The following is a 17,864-nucleotide window of genomic DNA, read 5'->3' as shown; positions in this document are numbered from 1 at the left end:
AGTGGAGGCATATCTTCATTAAGATGAGGCTTTTTATACTGCTGTTAGTGCTCTTTGGGCTTATCTCCTGTGAAAGTACAAAGGAAAAGGAGTACAGGATAGCTGTCTTCATATCGGGGGAAGGAAGGAAGGCTAAGGTAAAGGGATTTCAGGATGGTCTTAAAAATTTAGGTGTAGAAAAGGTTAAGTACACCTATTACGAAGGGGATAATACTCTTGGTAAGATAAGGGAGCTTGCTCAAGAGCTTGTCTTTAAAGAGAATGAGTACGACTTGATAATAGCGGGGGGAAGCCTTGAAGCTTACATGGTCAAGACGGCGAGTGGGAAATTGAAGACCCCGGTGATAATTCTCGGTGGGACAAGTATCCTTCAGTGGGGGCTCACAAACAGTCTGTCCAGACCCTCTGAGAACATAACCGGTGTTGATAACTTGAACGCTGAGCTTATGGAAAAGAGGGTTGAACTCTTTTCAAGGATGTTTCCCCAGATAAAGAAGGTGTTAGTCTTCTGCAACCCTCAGTTTGAGGCTTCAAAGAACGCAACCAGGATAACGATAAGAGCAGGTAAGAAGTTCGGTGTAAAGGTTGTCCCTCTCAGTGTGAGGGATGTAAAGGAGCTGGAATACGTAATAAGTAATATGAGAGAAGACGGTTACGATGCCATAATAATAACTCCCTGCTTCTATACGGAGAATTTCCTTACAACGTACATACTTCACTATGCAAACTTCTATCAGGTGCCTGTGTTTTGCCCTTCCCCTGGTATGGTAAAGAGAGGGTGTCACGTTGCTTACGGGACGACAGGCTATGAGCAAGGATTCCAGGCTGCTCATATAGCCTATAAGATACTCAACGGAGTCCCCGTTGAGCATGTCCCCTTTGAGAGAGCTTACTACCCACGACTCGCTGTGAACGAGAAAGCACTCGCTGAGCTCGGCGTAGGGTACAACAAGGAGTTTCTTTCTTACGTAGATGAGGTTATGAAATGAAGTTCTCCCTCAAAGCGAGGGTTCTCTTCCTCCTGGTGGTGCTTACCCTCATCCCCATAGCTCTTTACTTTTACCACAACTCAGCGATGCGGAAGAATATATTGGAGGACAGGTTTAGGCTCCACAGTATTTACGCCTCCTCCGTTGTAAGCCGTGTGGAGCTCTTCCTTGAGAGGGTCATGTCTGAGACTGATTCTGCGGTTTACCTTTACAGAAACTTCGGGTTTTCAGAGGAGGAAACGATCTGGAGGATAACGGGACAGGTCAAAGGTGTGTTTGAAGGAGCCTTCTACACCCCGGAAGGTATCCTAATGAGTGCTGTAAGCAGGGAAAGCTCCGAACCCAAATTTGAAAAATTTATGAACATAGACAGCTCAAAAAGGGTTCTGGGCATACTTTACACCCAATACAAGGAACCTTTCTTAAGGTTTGTGGTTCCGGAGGTTGAAAATGGTGTCCTCAGAGGGTTCTTCCTCTTCTCCCTTGACCTCTCCCTATTCTGGCAGTCGGTTATATCCGCAAAACCCTCACCCAGCGTTGATATCTTCCTGACAGATTCGGAAGGCAACATACTCGCTTTCAGCGACATGAGGTTTTCTGAAAGGAGAAAGATACCCCTAAGACAAGGAGTTTACCTTTCCAGTGTAACAGGAACAGAGGTGGTTGGAGCCCATGCCAAAAGCGATGACGGTAAGTGGGTTGTATTCATTGAAGAGCCTGTGAAGGCAGTGTTAAAACCTCTGTATAACTTCCAGGAAAAGGCTCTCATAGCTGGTTCGGTTTTTATGCTCAGCGTGGGCACCTTTGCCATATTTGTTTTCCTTAGGATATTTAAACCTCTGGAAAACCTTAAGAATTACGTCATAACCTGGGAGGAAAGGAACATAAGGGTTCCGATTGAAGCAGGGGACGAAGTTGGAGAGCTATCTCAAGCTTTTGAAAATCTTATAAAGAAACTACAGGAGGAGAGAAGGCTTTATCTTTCTCTCTTTGACAATACTCTTGATGGCGTTATGGTGTTCAACTCCTACAGGCGAATCATAGATGTTAACAGAACGGTTCTGGAGAACTTCCATATCAGTAAGGAAGAGCTATTAGGAAAACACATGAAGGACCTTATTGGGGAGGAGTTACCCTTTACAAGGTTATTCTTCCCAGAAAAGAGGGTAAACCTTAAAGAACAGGTTTTGTGTCAACTTCGTCAGGAGATACTCAAGATTGAAGAAAACTTTTACATACTCTGGAGACTCAGGGACATATCCCATGAGAAGGAGCTCAAAGTCCTTCTTGAGCAGACGGCAAAGCTCTCCCTCGCTGGCGAAATAGCCTGCTCAATAGCCCATCAAGTAAACAACCCTTTAGCTTCAATAATGGGTTACGCGGAAAGTATATGCTTGAACTCCCAAGATGAAGAGGCAAAGAGGAAGGCTGAGGTGATATTCAAACAGGCTCAAAAGTGTGCAGAAACCGTAAGGAAACTTCTGGAGATAGGAAAGCCCTTTGAGGGAAAACCAGAGTACATAAAGCCAGAGGAGGTCACGATAGAGGCTATAAAAATGTTGTCTCCGAAAGCTAAAAGGAAATGGGTGAAGATAGAGTTTGAGAACTCTCTGAACGGGGAGAGACTCTTTTCCTTTCCCTGGCAGATAGAGCAGGTTCTGATAAACGTAATTGACAACGCCATAGATGCCTCGCCGAAGGAAGGTAAGGTAAGTATAAAGCTCTTTAAAAACAACGGGAGTATCTTCTGGAGGATAGAAGACGAGGGACCGGGCATAAAGGACATGGACAAGATTTTCAAACCCTTCTACACCACCAAGCCTTATGGGACTGGACTTGGGCTTTCTCTTGCCCGCAGGCTGATACGAAACCTGGGTGGTGATGTTAAGATACGGAATAAGCCTGATAAAGGAACGGTGGTAGAGATACACGTATCGGAGGTAAAGAATGAGACTCCTAATAGTTGAAGATGAGAGGGAACTCAGAGAGCTCTTGAAAGAACACCTCTCAGAGGTTGGTTACAGTGTGGAGGGTGTGGGTACACTGGAAGATGCTTACGAAACCCTTGAAGAAAAAGACTTCTCCGTAGTGCTCCTGGATCTGCTTCTGCCTGATGGGAACGGTATGGACCTTCTTGAATGGATAAAGGAGAACACACCCTTGACAGAGGTTATAATCCTAACCGGGCACGGGACTATAAAAGCGGCTGTTGATGCCATAAAGGCGGGGGCTTACGATTTTCTCACAAAACCCTGCTCCCTCAAAGAGCTTGAGATAACCGTGAGAAAAGCCCTTGAATCAAGAGGGCTCAGGAGGGAGAACCTCCTTTATAAAAAGGAGAAGAGCCTGTCCGTTGATTATTCAGAGTTTGTTTTTGAAAGCAAAGCTATGAAAGAAGTGTTAGATAAGGTTGAGAAGATAGCCTGTTCAGACTGTCCGGTGCTTATAACCGGCGAAAGCGGTGTAGGTAAAGAGGTGATTGCAAACTTGATACACAGGAGCAGTGACAGAGCAGAAAAGCCTATGGTGGTTTTAAATATAGCTTCAATCCCCAAGGAGCTTATAGAAGCTGAGCTCTTCGGCTATGAGAGGGGTGCCTTTACTGGAGCAGAAAAGGGTAAGGAAGGCTTCTTTGAACTGGCAGACGGTAGTACCTTATTCCTTGATGAGATAGGAGAGCTGGAGGTCCCTATACAGGCTAAGCTTTTAAGAGCCCTGGAAACTAAGAAGTTTTATAGGATAGGTGGCAGGAGAGAGATTGAGAGCGACGTCAGGATAATAACGGCTACTAACAGAGACCTGAAAGAGTCAGTAAAAAGGGGAGACTTCAGAGAAGACCTCTACTACAGGCTGAACGTGGTTGAAATAAACATACCGCCACTCAGAGAAAGGAGGGAAGATATACTTCCTCTGGCTTACCACTTTCTGGATACCTTTAACAGGAAGTATTCCAAAAGGATAAAGGGTTTCACAGAGAAGGCAGAGAGCTCTCTGCTTTCTTACCCCTGGTACGGCAACGTGAGGGAATTGAAGAACATCATAGAAAGGGCTGTTCTCTTTGCAGAGTCTACGGAAATAGACTACGAAGACATAGCCTGTCTGTTCACCCACAACGAGGAAAAGAAAGGTTTTAAACCCATAAGGGAGTTGGAGAGGGAATACATCCTTGAGGTTTTAAACCAAGTTAACTTTAACAAGAAGAAGGCTTCCGAGATACTCGGAATACCATTGAGAACCTTCTACAGAAAGCTGGAAGCTTACGGCATAGATTGATGTCAATCTGACAAACCTTTGCCATTCTGGCATACACATTAATAACTCGCCCTTTACGCGGAAGTTCACAAAAAGCTTGAATTCCAGCGACTTTAAGTTTTTGGCATGGCTTTTGCATATAAAAAACGGAAAAACGTAAGGAGGTGTGAGCTATGGACAGGAGGAACTTTTTTAAACTTGGAGCGGCAGCTATGTCCGTTCCGCTCGTAAACACCGTTGCCTCAGCGGCAAATGTGAGGCTGAGCTTTGATGACCTCAAAAAGGAGGCGAAGGTAAACGTCATCTACCACGCGGACTTCCCTCAGGAGAAGAGGTTCAAGACGATGCTCAGAAACATCACCAACCATCTATCCGTTTACGACTTTGACCCCTTCAAGGTCAAGATAGTGGTCGTATCCCACGGAGCCGGAGCCAAGTTCCTTCTCAAGGAACTCAGGGGAACGAAGTGGGAAAAAGAGCCTATAGATCAGAAGGCTCTTAAAACGAAGATGGAAGAACTTCTCCAGTATGGGGTTGAGTTCTACGTCTGCGGAATTACTGTGAAGAGGGCTAAACTCGCAGATAAGCTCTACGACTTTGCAAAGATAGTTCCGTCAGGTGTTGGGACGGTTGCCCACCTGCAGACCATAGGCTACGCCTATATAAAGGTTCAGTAATCCATTAAAGGAGGGGACAAGATGAAGAAGTTAGCCTTAGCTGGAGCAGTTTTGGGAGCGGCAGCTCTCTTTACACCTGAGCCTTCCCATGCGATAAGGGTTCTAAGTCCTTCGGAGGACCAGTTTCTTGACATCAACTTCCTTATACAGACGTGGTTCAGGTATCAGAAGATAAGCGATGAGAACAGACCGAACTTTATAGAGGCGCCAGAAAACAACTTTGACACCTCCTTCAGAAGGATAAGGTTCAGGATGGGGGGAAGTTACAACAAGTGGTTTAAGTTCAACTTCGTCATGAGGTTGAACAACACGGGAAGGGACGCTTACATAGCACCCTTCGGAGGACAGCCTACCGGATACCTGAGGCAGGGTGGACTCCTCGGAGGACGAAACTTCGCCTTACACGAACTTGACCTCATCTTTGCCATAAACGGAATGGTTGATACCAAGGACTGGATAATAGACGCCCACCTCGGATTCCCCAGAGTTCCCCTCGGAAGGGAACAGTACGGAAGGACAGGGTTTGACAACCTTGAGTCTGACAGAACCTTCGCTACGCTCAGGTGGACACATCTAACGGTGGCGAACGTAACGGGAAGGGCTTACGGTGGCTTCCTTCACGTGAGGAAAGGCACAAAAGGTGAAGGCTTCAGACAGATAACCTGGGACGGCTTTGTAGGTATATTTGACGGCTTCAAGGGAATAGAGCAGCCGTGGGATGAGACGGTGAGGGGATTAGATACAACAGATACCTATCCGCCGGGAATAAATGTAAACTGTGACGCAGCTTGCCTTTCCCAACTTAGAAGTAACTCAAAAGATTCATTTCTATATACATTCAGAACAACTTTAATGTTTGGAAAGCCCGAAGGTAAACCTAAAGGCTACAACTGGCTTTATAGAGACACCTATCTTGGTAAGAGAAAGGGTGTGACGTTGGGTCTTTCCTTTGCTATGCAGAACGACATAGATCAGGAGCTTATATCTGATACTCAGGGACCGGCACCTGGTCTCCGGGGAAATGGAAATCCACTGCCTGGTGCTGGTTCCGTGCAAGTTAGAGTGCCTTATATGATTCTCCCGAACCCTGTTGCCAACGCCAACGTGAGAAACCATCCCGTTGACATGCAGATGTACGGAGCAGACTTAGCCATACACTACGGACCCCTGACGCTCATAGGTGAGATTGGACAACACCAGTTCAAGGGTGTTTGGCTGAGCAACACAAATACAAGCGAAGACTTCAAGAACAAGTGGTATATAGCCAAGGCTGCATGGGTTTTAAACCCCGGAAGCGTCCACCTCTGGGAGCCTTACGTTAGCTACTACATCTGGGATCCGGACATTAAGGAAGACTCTTCAGGGGTAGCATATGGAGATGCTGCAAACTTTATAGGACCGAGCAACCAAGGAAAGGATAATGCCACCCTCGGAAAGATAAAGGTCACCTCTGTCGGTATCAACTACTGGTATGACAGGGCTAAGCTCCTCGGTTGGACCCTTGAGTACCAGAAGTACGATGAGCAGAGGAACGAGATAGACAACGATGCCATAACCCTTCAGTTCAGGTTCGTATTTTAAGCCCTGTATGGCTGTTAGTGGGTAGCTAAGTGTCCAGCCCCTCTGGACCGCCCCCTTCCTCTTTTTTCTTTTTTTACCTTATAATTGTCTGACTCATGGAGGAGAAGGAAGTTATCCTCAAACTTTCCGGTGAAGGAACCTATACAGCCATTATGCCTTCCGGCAACGCTAATGTGGGTGAAAAAGGACTCAAGCCTATGGAACTGCTTCTTGCATCCCTTGCCGGGTGCGGTGGCGTTGACGTTTATACTATCCTAAAGAAGAAAAGACAACCTGTTGAGGACATAGAGATAGAGGTAAAGGGATACAGGAGAGAGAAACATCCGAGGGTCTATGAGAGGATAGTGGTTAAGTACAAGGTAAAGGGCGAGGTTGAACCAAAGGCGGTTCAGCAGGCTGTAAAACTTTCTGTTGAGAAGTACTGCAGTGTGTTTGCGATGCTGAGAAACTCTGTAGAGATTGAGGTGGAATACGAGGTATGTCAGGACTGAAGGAAAAGTTTGAAGAGCTCAGAGGCAGGAATGAAAAGGCACTTATCACGTACCTGATGGTTGGTTACCCGGACTACGAGACCTCCCAAAAAGCCATAGAAACCGTACTGAAAAGTGGCGCAGATATCCTTGAGCTCGGTTTCCCCTTTTCAGACCCTGTAGCGGACGGTCCAACTATACAGCTTGCCCACGAGGTAGCTCTTAAAAACGGTATAAGGTCTAAACAGGTTTTTGAAACCGCAAGGTTTATAAAGGAAAGGTATCCGAGCGTACCCATCCTTCTCATGACTTACTACAACCCCATATTCAGGATGGGTCATGAAAAGTTCTGCAGCCTCTCTCAAGAGAACGGCATAGACGGCTTTATAGTCCCGGACTTACCACCGGAAGAGAGTAAGGAACTGAAAAGAGTGATGCAAGGTTACGGTCTTTCTCTTGTCTTTCTGGCATCACCTACAAGTACAGAAAAGCGTTTAAAGCTCGTATGTGAAAGCTCAGACGATATGGTTTACTACGTATCCATAACGGGAACAACGGGAGCAAGGGCGGACCTCCCCTTTGAAGAGCTGAGGGAGAACCTGAAACTGTACAGAGGAGTATGTAACAAACCTGTTGTGGTCGGTTTCGGCGTTTCAAAGGGTGAGCATGCAAGGAAGATATCGGATTTCGCTGACGGTGTTGTGGTAGGGAGCCTCCTTGTGAAGCTCTCCGCTGAAGGAAGATTTGAAGAACTCGCCACCAAGGTCAAAGAGCTAAAGGAAGGGACTATAATTAAATAGTCAGGGCGGTTAGCTCAGTTGGGAGAGCGCCATCCTCACACGATGGAGGTCGGCGGTTCAAGTCCGCCACCGCCCACCATAAATCAGATGGAGGAAAGGAGATGGCTGAAGTTCAGCACAGGGATGACGCCTACGAGGCTCTGAAGAATGCAAAGGTCGTTGCGGTTATAGGCATATCCTCAAACCCCGAGAGACCCTCCTACTACACCACCGAAAAGGTGGTAAAGAAGGGAAAACACAAGGTATATCTGATAAACCCCAAGTACGCCGGTGAGGAGATACTGGGTATAAAGGTGCTGTCATCCCTCAAAGAGGTCCCAGAGCCCATTGATATTGTGAACGTATACAGAAACCCTGTCCACGTTGAACCCATAGTCCAGGAAGCTATAGAGCTTGGAGCTAAAGTGGTATGGCTTCAGCCGGGAGCGGAGAACTACGAGGTAATAGAGAAGTACAGGGATAAGGTCAGGTTCGTTTATAACGCCTGCATAGGTGTGGAAGCCGGTTACCTATGAACCTGTGACGTGAGTTTAAGAAGCAACTCTGGAAGTCTCTCCTTTGGAACTACGTAATCCACACACCCTGTTTTTATAGCACTTTCAGGCATAGCCCAGAGTATGGCGGTCTTCGGGTCCTCAGCTACGGTCACACCCCCCGCTCTCTTTACCTCAACTATACCCTTTGAGCCGTCGTTACCCATTCCCGTCATAACCACCCCGATGGTGTTTTCCCTGTAAACTTTAGCCGCTGAAGAAAGAAGTAGGTCCGCAGAGGGCTTGTAGATATAAGAGTCATCTTTAACATATCGCACAAAAGCTCTCTCCGGAGTTCCGCTGAGAGTCATGTGAATCCTTCCCCTTGAGACGTAAACGTGTCCCCCTCTTATCACCTCCCCTTCCTCAGCTTCCTTCACAGGAAGTCTACACATGGAGTCAAGGTGTCTTGCGAAGGTCGCGGTAAAGGTATCCGGCATGTGAATAGCTATGAGTATAGGTGAGGGGAAGTCCTCCGGTAGTTTTGGCAGAACAACGTTGAGGGTCTGGGGTCCTCCTGTAGATATACCTAAAGCCACTACAGGGGGTATCTTGAACCTGCCCTCTGCAGTTCCCTCAGGCAAACCCGTTTCTGTACCCGAAATAGTTTCAACCTTTGCCTCGTAAGCAGCCCTTATCTTTGCGATTATCTCTTCCCTGAAATTGAAGAGTTCCTGGTAGTCATTGGGCTTTGTTATGAAGTCCAACGCTCCACTGTTGAGAGCCTGTAGGGTCTCTCTGGCTCCCTCCTGGGTAAGAGAACTCACCATCAGAACTCTGCAGGCGGGACATACCTTTCTTATCTCAACGAGAGCCGTAAGTCCGTCCATCACAGGCATATTCACATCAAGGGTGACCACGTCAGGTTTCAGCTCCTGGACGAGACGGACAGCCTCCTTACCGTTTGAAGCTTCCCCTACAATCTCAATGTCCCTCTCAGAGCTCAAGAGCTTCTTTAAGGCGAGCCTTATGAAAGGAGAGTCGTCAACCACAAGGACTCTTATCATCCTCAGCCTCCCTTTTCTTATAGAAAAAGAACCTTTCAGCCTTCACGGTTTTAAAGAGGTCATGGTACTCCTTACCCAGTATCTCCGTTGATGAAAGGACAAGGATACCACCTTTCCTCAGCATATCCTTCAAATTAAGGAGTGCCTTTCTTTTTGAGTCACCAGAGAAGTATATGAGTACGTTCCTGCAAAGCACCACATCACACCTACACTTAAGCGGTTCAAAGGTCTCAGACTCTATGAGGTTAACGTACCTAAACTCAACCCTCCTTTTTATATCTGGATTGATTTCAAAGAATTCTCCCTTCACCTCCACAAAGCCCCGGTACTCCTCAGGTATATCCTTTAACTGGGACAGGTTATAAACACCGGAACGGGCTTTCCTCAAAACCTCTTCGTTTATGTCCAGCCCCAGAACCCTGCCGTTGATACCCCTCTTTGCCATCAACATGGCTATAGAGTAAGGCTCCTGCCCGGTAGAACAACCAACACTTGCAACTTCAAGCTGTCTCTTATCCTTCAAAAGGACATCAAACAGGACCTCAAGCTGCTCTCTCTCCCTGAAGAACCTTGTTTCGGGAACGGTCATAAGGTCTATCAGGAGTTTTCTATTTTCAGGAGTCCTCATAAAGGAGGAAATCACGTTCTCGGGTGCAGTACTGTTCATATGCACACGCTTTAGGAGTCTTTCAAGCTTATACTCAAGTATCCTTATGCGCTCATCCGGGTAGTAATTTCCGGTAAGCTCGTATATAGCTTTTCTCAGAAGTTCCACTAACCTCTGCCTTTCCTCTTCCTTCACGGTGTTTCCTTGCGGTTTTATTTTAAACTAATTAAATTAAGAAACTTAGGAGTTCAAAATGCTTGGATGGATTGTCAAAAGAATACTCGGAACAAAGAACGAAAGGGAGATTAAAAGACTAAAGCCTTTCGTAAAAAGGGTCAACGAGCTTGAAAAGGAGCTTGATGAGCTTTCAAACTCAGAGCTTATAAAAAAGGCGCAGGAGCTTTATAACACTATAAGACTGAACGAAGAGCTAAAGGAACAGATAATCAAAGGAAGGATAACCGATGAAGTCGTGGAAGCCTTCGCTCTGGTAAGGGAGGCTGGTAAAAGAACCCTCGGTTTAAGACACTTTGACGTTCAGCTTATAGGGGGTTTAGTCCTTCATCAGGGGAAGATAGCGGAGATGAAGACTGGTGAGGGTAAGACCCTTGTGGCAACCTTATCCGCCGCAGTTAACGGAATGACTGATGAGGGGGTTCATGTCGTCACCGTGAACGATTATCTTGCAAGAAGGGATGCCCAGTGGATGGGTGCCATATACAAATTTCTGGGTCTTGAGGTTGGGGTCATAAACTCCGATGGACTATCCTACAGGGTTGAATGGGCTGATGAGAAAGCCTTTAAAGAAGCGATAGATAAGGACCTCAGAGTCTGGCCAAAGGGGTACTATGAAGAGACTGTCCCCTCCGACAAAATAAACATTGACGCCAAAAAGGCTTTTTTCACAGTTCTCAGGGAGGTTCCGAGAAGGGAAGCATACGGTGCCAACATAACCTACGGAACCAACAACGAGTTTGGTTTTGATTATCTGAGGGACAACATGGCTTTCTCCAAAGAGGATATAGTCCAGGTCAAAGGGCATAACTACGCGATAGTTGACGAGGTTGACTCCATACTCATAGACGAGGCAAGAACGCCCCTCATAATATCGGGACCCGCTCAGGTGGATATAGAGGTTTACAAGGTAGCGGACGCCGTTGTGAGAAAGCTGGAAAAAGATAGAGACTTTAAAGTGGACGAGAAGAACAGGAACGTAACCTTTACGGAGGAAGGTATAGACAGAATTGAAAAGCTTCTCAGGATAGACAACCTTTACGACTTAAAGCACATAGACCTGCTTCACGCTATAGTTCAGTCTGTCAGGGCGCACCATCTCTTTAAGAGGGATGTTCATTACATCGTCAGGGACGGTGAGGTTCTGATAGTTGACGAGTTCACGGGAAGGGTTTTACCGGGCAGGAGGTGGTCTGATGGGCTTCATCAGGCGATAGAGGTTAAGGAAGGTGTGAAGGTAAAGGAGGAAAACCAGACCTTAGCCTCAATAACCTTTCAGAATTACTTTAAGCTTTACAGAAAGCTCGCGGGAATGACAGGGACGGCTGAAACGGAAGCCCTGGAGTTTAGAGAGATATATGGGCTTGACGTCGTTGTGATACCTACCCACAGACCTATGATAAGAAGAGACCTGCCAGACCTGGTTTATAAAACTAAGAGGGAAAAGTGGGCGAAGGTCGTTGAGGAGATACTCATAAACCACATATTCGGAAGACCGGTCCTTGTTGGAACAGTGTCTATAGAGGACAACGAACACCTATCAGCCCTCCTTAAGGACAAAAAGCTCATAAAGAAGCTCCTTGAGAAGGAGGAGGTAAAGGAAAGGATAAGAAAGTTGAAAGAGAAATACGGGTTGAGTGATGAGGAGGTTGATAAAAAGGTACAGGAGATACTCAAGAGGGGCATACCCCATAACGTGCTTAACGCCAAACATCACGAGCAGGAGGCTCAGATAATAGCTCAAGCTGGAAGGGTTGGGGCGGTTACTATAGCAACAAACATGGCTGGAAGAGGAACCGACATACTCCTGGGCGGTAACCCCGAATACATGGCAAAGGAGCTCCTTAACTCCTGGGGCAAGAACCCGGAAGAGGCAAGCGAAGAGGAATGGAAGAGAGCCTTTGAGGAAGCTTACAGGGTTACTGAAGCCGAAAAGGAAAAAGTTAGACAGTTGGGAGGGCTTCTGGTTATAGGAACGGAGAGGCATGAGTCAAGGAGGATAGATAACCAGCTCAGAGGTCGCTCCGGCAGGCAGGGAGACCCGGGCGAGTCAAGGTTCGTTCTTTCCCTTGAAGATGACCTCCTCAGACTCTTTGGAGGTGAAAGGGTAGGAAAACTCATGGACATGCTAAAGATACCCGAAGGGGAACCCATAGAGAGCAGAATGGTTACAAAGGCTATCCAGAATGCCCAGAAACGGGTTGAAGCCCAGAACTTCCAGATAAGGAAGAGGCTTTTTGAATATGACAACGTTATGAACACCCAGAGGGAGGTTATCTACTCCCTGAGACGGGACATCCTTGAAGGAGAGAACCTGAAGGAGGAGATATACGAGTTCATAAGGGATGTCCTTGAGAGTGAGGTAAACAGGCTGCTGCCCGAGGAAGACCCGGAGCTGTGGGAGCTTGAGCCTCTTAAAGACTTTCTCAAGGAATGGACAGGTAGGGATATAGACATACCTGAGGTTAGAGACAAAGAGGAGCTTATAAACGCACTCTTTGGAGCCGTGAAGGAGCTTTACGAAGAGAAAGAAAAGGAAATAGGTAGCCCCGAAGCTATGCGGGAGCTTGAGAGGATAATACTACTCAACATAGTTGATACTTTGTGGAGGGAACACCTCCATGTCCTTGATAGGCTCAGGGAAGGCATATACCTGAGAGGTTACGCAGCCAGAGACCCCCTAATAGAGTACAAGAGAGAAGCCTTTGAGCTTTTTGAAGAGTTGCTTCACAACATAAAGAAGCACACCGTCTCAACCCTCCTCCAGGTTCAGCTTAGGTCTCAGGAAGAGATTGAGGAGGAGAGGGCTCTGGAGGAAAGGAAGAGAGAGGAACTACTGAACCAGGCTGTTTACGCCGGGGCTGAGGACGGAGGTAAGAAAGGTCCAAGACCAAAAACCCTAAAAGAGAGATTAAAAAGTGAAAGGTTAAGGAAACAGAAGTTAAAGGCTAAGAGGCTTGAGAAGAACCAGGAGTGATGGAGAGCGCCATACTTTTAATATCCTGCCCAGACAGGAAGGGTATAGTAAAGGAAATAGCGGGTTTCATAGCCAACAACGAGGGCAACATACTCCACTTTGACCAGCACATTGACACCCATAAGGGGGTATTCTTCGCAAGGGTTGAGTGGGACATAGCAGACTTCAGAGTTCCAAAAGAAGAGATAGAAAATTCCTTTAAGCCGATAGCAGAACGCTTTTTTATGGACTACTCACTCCACTTCAGCAGCGAGCTTCAGAAGGTGGCAATATTCGTTTCTAAGCAGGAGCACTGCTTTTATGACCTGATGCAGAGGTTCCACAGCGGGGAGCTCAACGGAGAGGTAAAGCTGGTTATAAGCAACCATGAGGATATGAAACCCCTCGCCGACTTTTTCGGCGTGCCCTATTACCACATACCAAAAAACAGGGAGAACAAGGGGGAAGCCGAAGCCAAAGAGTTAAAGCTCCTTGAGACTCACGGGATAGACCTCATTATCCTCGCAAGATACATGCAGATACTTTCTAAGGATTTCGTTGACAGGTTCAGGAACAGAATAATAAACATACATCACTCCTTCCTTCCAGCTTTTCCAGGGGCAAAGCCCTATCACAGAGCCTATGAAAGAGGCGTAAAGATAATAGGAGCCACAAGCCACTACGTCACAGAGGTGCTTGATGAGGGACCCATAATAGAGCAGGACATAATACGGGTCAGCCACAGAGATTCCCTGGAAGACTTCATAAGAAAAGGAAAGGACATAGAGAGGCTCGTTCTGGCAAGAGCTGTGAAGTGGCACTTGGAGAGAAAGGTTCTCGTTTACGATAATAGAACCGTGGTCTTTGACTAAGCTCACTTGGTTACGGTTATATACAGGGACAGGTACCCATCTCTTACCTTGTACCTTGTTGCCACGAGCCTGCCTCTGAAGGCGTCAGGTACGTCTTTATAGACCTTTGTTCTCTTTAGAACCTCAAAAACGCTCACCTTCAGGTAGTCTCCGTCAAGCTCCATACCCTCCCTCTTCGTGAGCTCTCCGAGACCGTCCTTTGACATAACCTTCAGATATATACCCATATCTTCTGTCTCGTACTTTCGTACGTTGTAAACCCTCTGTTCATCCTGACCGCCCCTGAACTCAAAGCTCTTCTTAAAGAGAAGGCTCTTCTTCTTACCTCTTATCCTCATCAACCTGTCGGAAAACAGGAACTCAAGGTCAGGGTAAACTCTTCTGAAATCTTCGGGGGTAAGTTTTACCTCAACCTCTGTATTTATAAGGTTACCAAAGTTTATTATGTCTTCCTTGAATATTCCCATGACTATTAATCTTTATACACAACCTTTCCGCCCTTTATGGTGTAAATCACCTTTCCTGTCAGGGTTTTACCCCAAAGGGGTGTGTTTCTACTCTTGGAGAAGTTGGTCTCATCATCCAAAATCCACTCCTTTTTAAGGTCAAATATAACTATATCAGCCGGGGCTCCCTCTGCAAGAGTCCCCGCCTCTATGCCTATTATCTTTGCCGGATTCGTTGACATCAACTCTACAAGTTTTATGAGAGACAGATACTCCTTAGCCACCAGTTCAAGCATTACAGGTAAAGCCGTCTGAAGCCCTATGATACCCGGCATGGCTGTGTCCACTCTGCCCTTTTCAAACACTGCGTGGGGTGCATGGTCGGTAGCTACACAGTCTATAGTACCGTCGGAAAGCGCCTCTCTCAGAGCTTCAACATCCTCCTTCTTCCTCAGTGGTGGGTTAACCTTCGCATTTGCTCCGCTCCTGAGGAGCTCCTCTTCGGTGAAAAGGAGGTGGTAAGGGTTCACCTCACAGGTTACTCTGGCTCCCTTACCCTTGAAGTACCTGATTATGTCCACACCAAGGGCTGTTGTGAGGTGCTGTATATGAACATGCCCACCTGTATAGTAGGAAAGCACGCAGTCCCTTGCGTTGAGCATGTCTTCAGCTTCCGGTGGTCTTGAGGAGAGTCCGAGGAGTGCGGATACCTCACCCTCGTTTATAGCTCCCATGGCAACCCTGTCGTCCTCACAGTGGTTCATTACCGGAGCCTTAAGCTGGGCTGAGAGTTCAAGGGCTTTCTTCATCAGGGAGGAGTCAATTACAGGTGCCCCATCGTCGGTGAAAGCTACACACCCTGCCTCCTTAAGAGCCCACAGGTCTGAAAGCTCTTTCCCCTTCCTTCCCCTGGTCACGGTCCCCGCAGGCAGAACGTTGCATATACCCCAGCATTTGGACTTAGCCTTAACGTACTCAACCACTTCAGGGGAATCTATGGGGGGCTCGGTATTGGGCATACAGACCACGGTCGTGTAACCGCCGGCAACCGCAGCTTTACTGCCAGAAAGGATGTCCTCCTTGTAGGTTTGTCCTGGGTCTCTGAAGTGAACGTGAAGGTCAACGAAGCCCGGTGCAACGATGAGTCCTTTTGCATCTATGATTTCAGCTTCAGGCTCAAAGATCTCTTCATCTATCCTCTTTATACGCTCTCCCTCAATGAGTATATCGTATATACCAAGGAGCTCCTGGGAGGGGTCAATAACCATACCCCCCTTTATCAGATGTTTTATCATCCCTTCTGCTCTGCACCTTCCTGAGCAAGCTTCTCTGCCTGCTGAACGAGGTTCAGCACCTCTGGAATCGCTTTCTTCAGAGCGTTCAAGTCTGTGAGCTCTCTGAACTGGGAAACTACAACAGCCATAGGAGCGAGTATCTCTTCCCTAAGAGGTCCCTGCCCAGCCTTAATCTGCGCCATAGCTCCGAAGATAGGATGTTTTATCTGCTCAATAAGAGGTTTCGCCTCCTCGGGTGTGTTTGCATTGCTTATAGCTACAAGGGTTTCTTTGAACCTGTTTAAAAGCCCTATGCCCATTTCAAACTCTTTGCTCATCATGTCAGCTCACCTCCGCAAGTTCTTGAAGTTTAATCTTAAGTTCCTCCACAGAGCTCTCTGCATCTAAACCAAGGTATTCAAGTAGGCTGCCTATACTCACCCACTTCTTGAGAACCATACCCTGAGTTATGAGCCTCTCAAAGGGTTCATCATCTCTCACGAGTCCTATGTCTTTAAGGAACTTCTGGAAGAACCTTGAATAGAGGAGGTGAAGGACCGCATGTTCAATACCACCTATATAGGTATCAACAGGCATCCAGTAGTCCGCCTTATCCCTTTCAAAAGGAGCCTCTTCATTATTGGGGTCACAGTATCTCAGAAAATACCAGGAAGAGTCAAAGAAGGTGTCCATAGTGTCTGTCTCTCTCTTCGCCGGTCCTCCGCACTTCGGGCATTCTGTATTTACAAATCCCTCAGAACTCTGAAGCGGATTACCCCTTCCTGTGAACTTAACATCTAAGGGCAATTCAACGGGGAGCTTGTCCTCAGGAACTGGAACCATGCCACACGCTTCACAGTAAACTATAGGTATAGGTGTACCCCAGTATCTTTGACGGGATATATTCCAGTCCCTGAGTCTGTATGTTACCTTCGGTTCGCCAAGCCCCTTTTCCTTCAACCAGAGGGTTATCTTAGCCTTCGCCTCTTCAGAGTCCATACCGGTGAATTCTCCGGAGTTAACAAGCCTTCCCCTACCTTCATAGGCTCCCTTCCCGAAATCCCATTCACCCTCCTGGGGAAGTATAACAGGCGTTATCTCTATCCCGTATTTGGTTGCAAACTCCCAGTCCCTCTGGTCATGGGCTGGAACAGCCATTATAGCTCCAGTCCCGTACTCATAGAGAACGTAGTTGGCAGTCCACACGGGCACGTCTCTTCCGTTAGCCGGGTTCTTGGCGTAAACTCCCAAAAAGACACCCTCCTTATCAGGACTGGTTGTCCTGTCACGGGTTGATTGGGATTTCACTCTTCTGACAAACTCCTCCGCCTCTTCAAGTCTACCACCTCTCTTTGCAAGCTCAAGGGTAAGCGGGTGTTCGGGAGCAAGAACCATAAAGGTCGCTCCAAAGACCGTATCTGGTCTCGTGGTAAATACCTCAATGGGTGTTTCCTCCACAAAGAACTTAAGGAGGGCACCCTCAGACCTTCCTATCCAGTTTCTCTGCTGAGCCAATACCCTCTCAGGCCACTTCCCTTCAAGCCTGCTCAGGTCTTCAAGGAGGCGCTCCGCGTAGGCTGTTATTTTTAAAAACCAGGAAGGTATCTCCTTCTGCACTATGGGAGTTCCACACCTCCAGCACTTCCCTTCTATAACCTGCTCGTTGGCGAGGACCGTTTCATCGTGGGGACACCAGTTAACCACAGCGGTCTTTCTGTAAGCTATTCCTCTCTCGTACATCTTAAGGAATATCCACTGGTTCCATCGGTAATACTCGGGATCGCAGGTTGCAACCTCTCTATCCCAGTCGTAAGAGAACCCAAGTAGTCTGAGTTGCTTCTTCATGTAGGAGATGTTTTCATAGGTCCACTTGGCAGGATGTATGCCGTGCTTTATGGCGGCGTTCTCGGCAGGAAGACCGAAGGCATCCCAGCCCATAGGGTGGAGAACGTTGTAACCTTTCATTCTGAGGAAACGAGCTATCGCATCCCCTATGGTATAGTTCCTGACGTGTCCCATATGAATTCTACCCGATGGGTAAGGGAACATCTCAAGGACGTAAAACTTGTTTCCCCTGAACTCCTCAGCCTTAAATACACCCCTATCTTCCCAGATTCTCTGCCACTTTTCCTCTATATCCCTGGGATTGTAGGAGTGCATAGACAT

The 17,864-nt window shown here is 47.2% G+C and carries 16 protein-coding genes and 1 tRNA gene; 11 read left to right on the top strand and 6 right to left on the bottom strand.

Annotation, left to right across the window (positions count from 1 at the left end; genetic code table 11):
* Positions 1-23 precede the first annotated feature (23 nt).
* From BCF55_RS01205 to BCF55_RS01165, 9 genes are all read left to right on the top strand, one after another.
* Positions 24-989 carry an ABC transporter substrate binding protein gene (locus BCF55_RS01205; RefSeq protein WP_121008999.1) on the top strand — a complete coding sequence of 322 codons (966 nt, stop codon included), beginning with the start codon at positions 24-26 and terminating at the stop codon, positions 987-989.
* Positions 986-2,956, top strand: coding sequence for a PAS domain-containing sensor histidine kinase (locus tag BCF55_RS01200; RefSeq protein ID WP_121008997.1), 1,971 nt, complete (start codon positions 986-988; stop codon positions 2,954-2,956). The genes BCF55_RS01205 and BCF55_RS01200 overlap by 4 nt, the downstream gene beginning before the upstream one ends.
* Entirely contained in the window at positions 2,937-4,262 is a 1,326-nt protein-coding gene (locus tag BCF55_RS01195) for a sigma-54-dependent transcriptional regulator (protein WP_121008995.1), read from the top strand. Before BCF55_RS01200 ends, BCF55_RS01195 begins: the two co-directional genes overlap by 20 nt.
* A 152-nt stretch (positions 4,263-4,414) precedes the next feature.
* Complete coding sequence (locus BCF55_RS01190; RefSeq protein WP_121008993.1) at positions 4,415-4,918, top strand: DsrE family protein; 504 nt, start codon at positions 4,415-4,417, stop codon at positions 4,916-4,918.
* A 21-nt stretch (positions 4,919-4,939) separates the two neighbouring features.
* Complete coding sequence (locus BCF55_RS01185; RefSeq protein ID WP_121008991.1) at positions 4,940-6,499, top strand: porin; 1,560 nt, start codon at positions 4,940-4,942, stop codon at positions 6,497-6,499.
* Between the two features lie 95 nt (positions 6,500-6,594).
* On the top strand, positions 6,595-6,990 hold the full coding sequence (locus BCF55_RS01180) for an OsmC family protein (RefSeq protein ID WP_121008989.1): 396 nt from the start codon (positions 6,595-6,597) through the stop codon (positions 6,988-6,990).
* Positions 6,978-7,769 (top strand): tryptophan synthase subunit alpha, encoded by a 792-nt coding sequence (gene trpA, locus BCF55_RS01175; protein ID WP_121008987.1) that lies wholly within the window; start codon positions 6,978-6,980, stop codon positions 7,767-7,769. Before BCF55_RS01180 ends, trpA begins: the two co-directional genes overlap by 13 nt.
* Positions 7,770-7,772: 3 nt before the next feature.
* Positions 7,773-7,848, top strand: a tRNA-Val gene (locus tag BCF55_RS01170).
* 22 nt (positions 7,849-7,870) lie between these two features.
* Positions 7,871-8,284 (top strand): CoA-binding protein, encoded by a 414-nt coding sequence (locus BCF55_RS01165; RefSeq protein WP_121008985.1) that lies wholly within the window; start codon positions 7,871-7,873, stop codon positions 8,282-8,284.
* Here the strand turns inward: BCF55_RS01165 and BCF55_RS01160 are convergent.
* A complete protein-coding gene (locus tag BCF55_RS01160; RefSeq protein WP_121008983.1) occupies positions 8,275-9,309 on the bottom strand; it encodes a protein-glutamate methylesterase/protein-glutamine glutaminase in 1,035 nt (344 codons plus the stop codon). The genes BCF55_RS01165 and BCF55_RS01160 overlap by 10 nt on opposite strands.
* Complete coding sequence (locus BCF55_RS01155) at positions 9,287-10,084, bottom strand: CheR family methyltransferase (RefSeq protein WP_147424994.1); 798 nt, start codon at positions 10,082-10,084, stop codon at positions 9,287-9,289. The genes BCF55_RS01160 and BCF55_RS01155 overlap by 23 nt, the downstream gene beginning before the upstream one ends.
* Before the next feature lie 85 nt (positions 10,085-10,169).
* On the opposite strand from BCF55_RS01155, the gene secA reads away from it, so the two are divergent.
* Positions 10,170-13,127 carry a preprotein translocase subunit SecA gene (gene secA, locus BCF55_RS01150; RefSeq protein ID WP_121008980.1) on the top strand — a complete coding sequence of 986 codons (2,958 nt, stop codon included), beginning with the start codon at positions 10,170-10,172 and terminating at the stop codon, positions 13,125-13,127.
* Complete coding sequence (gene purU, locus BCF55_RS01145; RefSeq protein WP_121008978.1) at positions 13,127-13,978, top strand: formyltetrahydrofolate deformylase; 852 nt, start codon at positions 13,127-13,129, stop codon at positions 13,976-13,978. Before secA ends, purU begins: the two co-directional genes overlap by 1 nt.
* Before the next feature lie 2 nt (positions 13,979-13,980).
* On the opposite strand, the gene BCF55_RS01140 is transcribed toward purU, so the two are convergent.
* The 4 genes from BCF55_RS01140 to leuS are packed head-to-tail and all read right to left on the bottom strand — an operon-like array spanning position 13,981 to position 17,858.
* The gene (locus BCF55_RS01140) at positions 13,981-14,445 is read right to left on the bottom strand and encodes a hypothetical protein (protein WP_121008976.1); all 465 of its coding nucleotides are present in this window, start codon (positions 14,443-14,445) and stop codon (positions 13,981-13,983) included.
* A gap of 5 nt (positions 14,446-14,450) precedes the next feature.
* Positions 14,451-15,719: a dihydroorotase gene (locus tag BCF55_RS01135; protein WP_121008974.1), complete on the bottom strand. Its 1,269-nt coding sequence runs from the start codon at positions 15,717-15,719 to the stop codon at positions 14,451-14,453.
* Positions 15,716-16,039 (bottom strand): hypothetical protein, encoded by a 324-nt coding sequence (locus BCF55_RS01130; RefSeq protein WP_121008972.1) that lies wholly within the window; start codon positions 16,037-16,039, stop codon positions 15,716-15,718. The genes BCF55_RS01135 and BCF55_RS01130 overlap by 4 nt, the downstream gene beginning before the upstream one ends.
* Position 16,040: 1 nt before the next feature.
* On the bottom strand, positions 16,041-17,858 hold the full coding sequence (leuS, locus tag BCF55_RS01125) for a leucine--tRNA ligase (RefSeq protein WP_121013111.1): 1,818 nt from the start codon (positions 17,856-17,858) through the stop codon (positions 16,041-16,043).
* Positions 17,859-17,864 lie beyond the last annotated feature (6 nt).

Source organism: Hydrogenivirga caldilitoris (assembly GCF_003664005.1).
Taxonomy (GTDB): Bacteria; Aquificota; Aquificia; order Aquificales; family Aquificaceae; genus Hydrogenivirga; species Hydrogenivirga caldilitoris.
This window is presented reverse-complemented; position numbering and strand designations above follow the sequence as displayed.

Bases quoted from the DNA above. Each gene is read 5' to 3' on its own strand.
- BCF55_RS01205 (WP_121008999.1), top strand. From the start codon at position 24: ATGAGGCTTTTTATACTGCTGTTAGTGCTCTTTGGGCTTATCTCCTGT.
- BCF55_RS01200 (WP_121008997.1), top strand. From the start codon at position 986: ATGAAGTTCTCCCTCAAAGCGAGGGTTCTCTTCCTCCTGGTGGTGCTT.
- BCF55_RS01195 (WP_121008995.1), top strand. From the start codon at position 2,937: ATGAGACTCCTAATAGTTGAAGATGAGAGGGAACTCAGAGAGCTCTTG.
- BCF55_RS01190 (WP_121008993.1), top strand. From the start codon at position 4,415: ATGGACAGGAGGAACTTTTTTAAACTTGGAGCGGCAGCTATGTCCGTT.
- BCF55_RS01185 (WP_121008991.1), top strand. From the start codon at position 4,940: ATGAAGAAGTTAGCCTTAGCTGGAGCAGTTTTGGGAGCGGCAGCTCTC.
- BCF55_RS01180 (WP_121008989.1), top strand. From the start codon at position 6,595: ATGGAGGAGAAGGAAGTTATCCTCAAACTTTCCGGTGAAGGAACCTAT.
- trpA (WP_121008987.1), top strand. From the start codon at position 6,978: ATGTCAGGACTGAAGGAAAAGTTTGAAGAGCTCAGAGGCAGGAATGAA.
- BCF55_RS01165 (WP_121008985.1), top strand. From the start codon at position 7,871: ATGGCTGAAGTTCAGCACAGGGATGACGCCTACGAGGCTCTGAAGAAT.
- BCF55_RS01160 (WP_121008983.1), bottom strand. From the start codon at position 9,309: ATGATAAGAGTCCTTGTGGTTGACGACTCTCCTTTCATAAGGCTCGCC.
- secA (WP_121008980.1), top strand. From the start codon at position 10,170: ATGCTTGGATGGATTGTCAAAAGAATACTCGGAACAAAGAACGAAAGG.
- purU (WP_121008978.1), top strand. From the start codon at position 13,127: ATGGAGAGCGCCATACTTTTAATATCCTGCCCAGACAGGAAGGGTATA.
- BCF55_RS01140 (WP_121008976.1), bottom strand. From the start codon at position 14,445: ATGGGAATATTCAAGGAAGACATAATAAACTTTGGTAACCTTATAAAT.
- BCF55_RS01135 (WP_121008974.1), bottom strand. From the start codon at position 15,719: ATGATAAAACATCTGATAAAGGGGGGTATGGTTATTGACCCCTCCCAG.
- BCF55_RS01130 (WP_121008972.1), bottom strand. From the start codon at position 16,039: ATGATGAGCAAAGAGTTTGAAATGGGCATAGGGCTTTTAAACAGGTTC.
- leuS (WP_121013111.1), bottom strand. From the start codon at position 17,858: ATGCACTCCTACAATCCCAGGGATATAGAGGAAAAGTGGCAGAGAATC.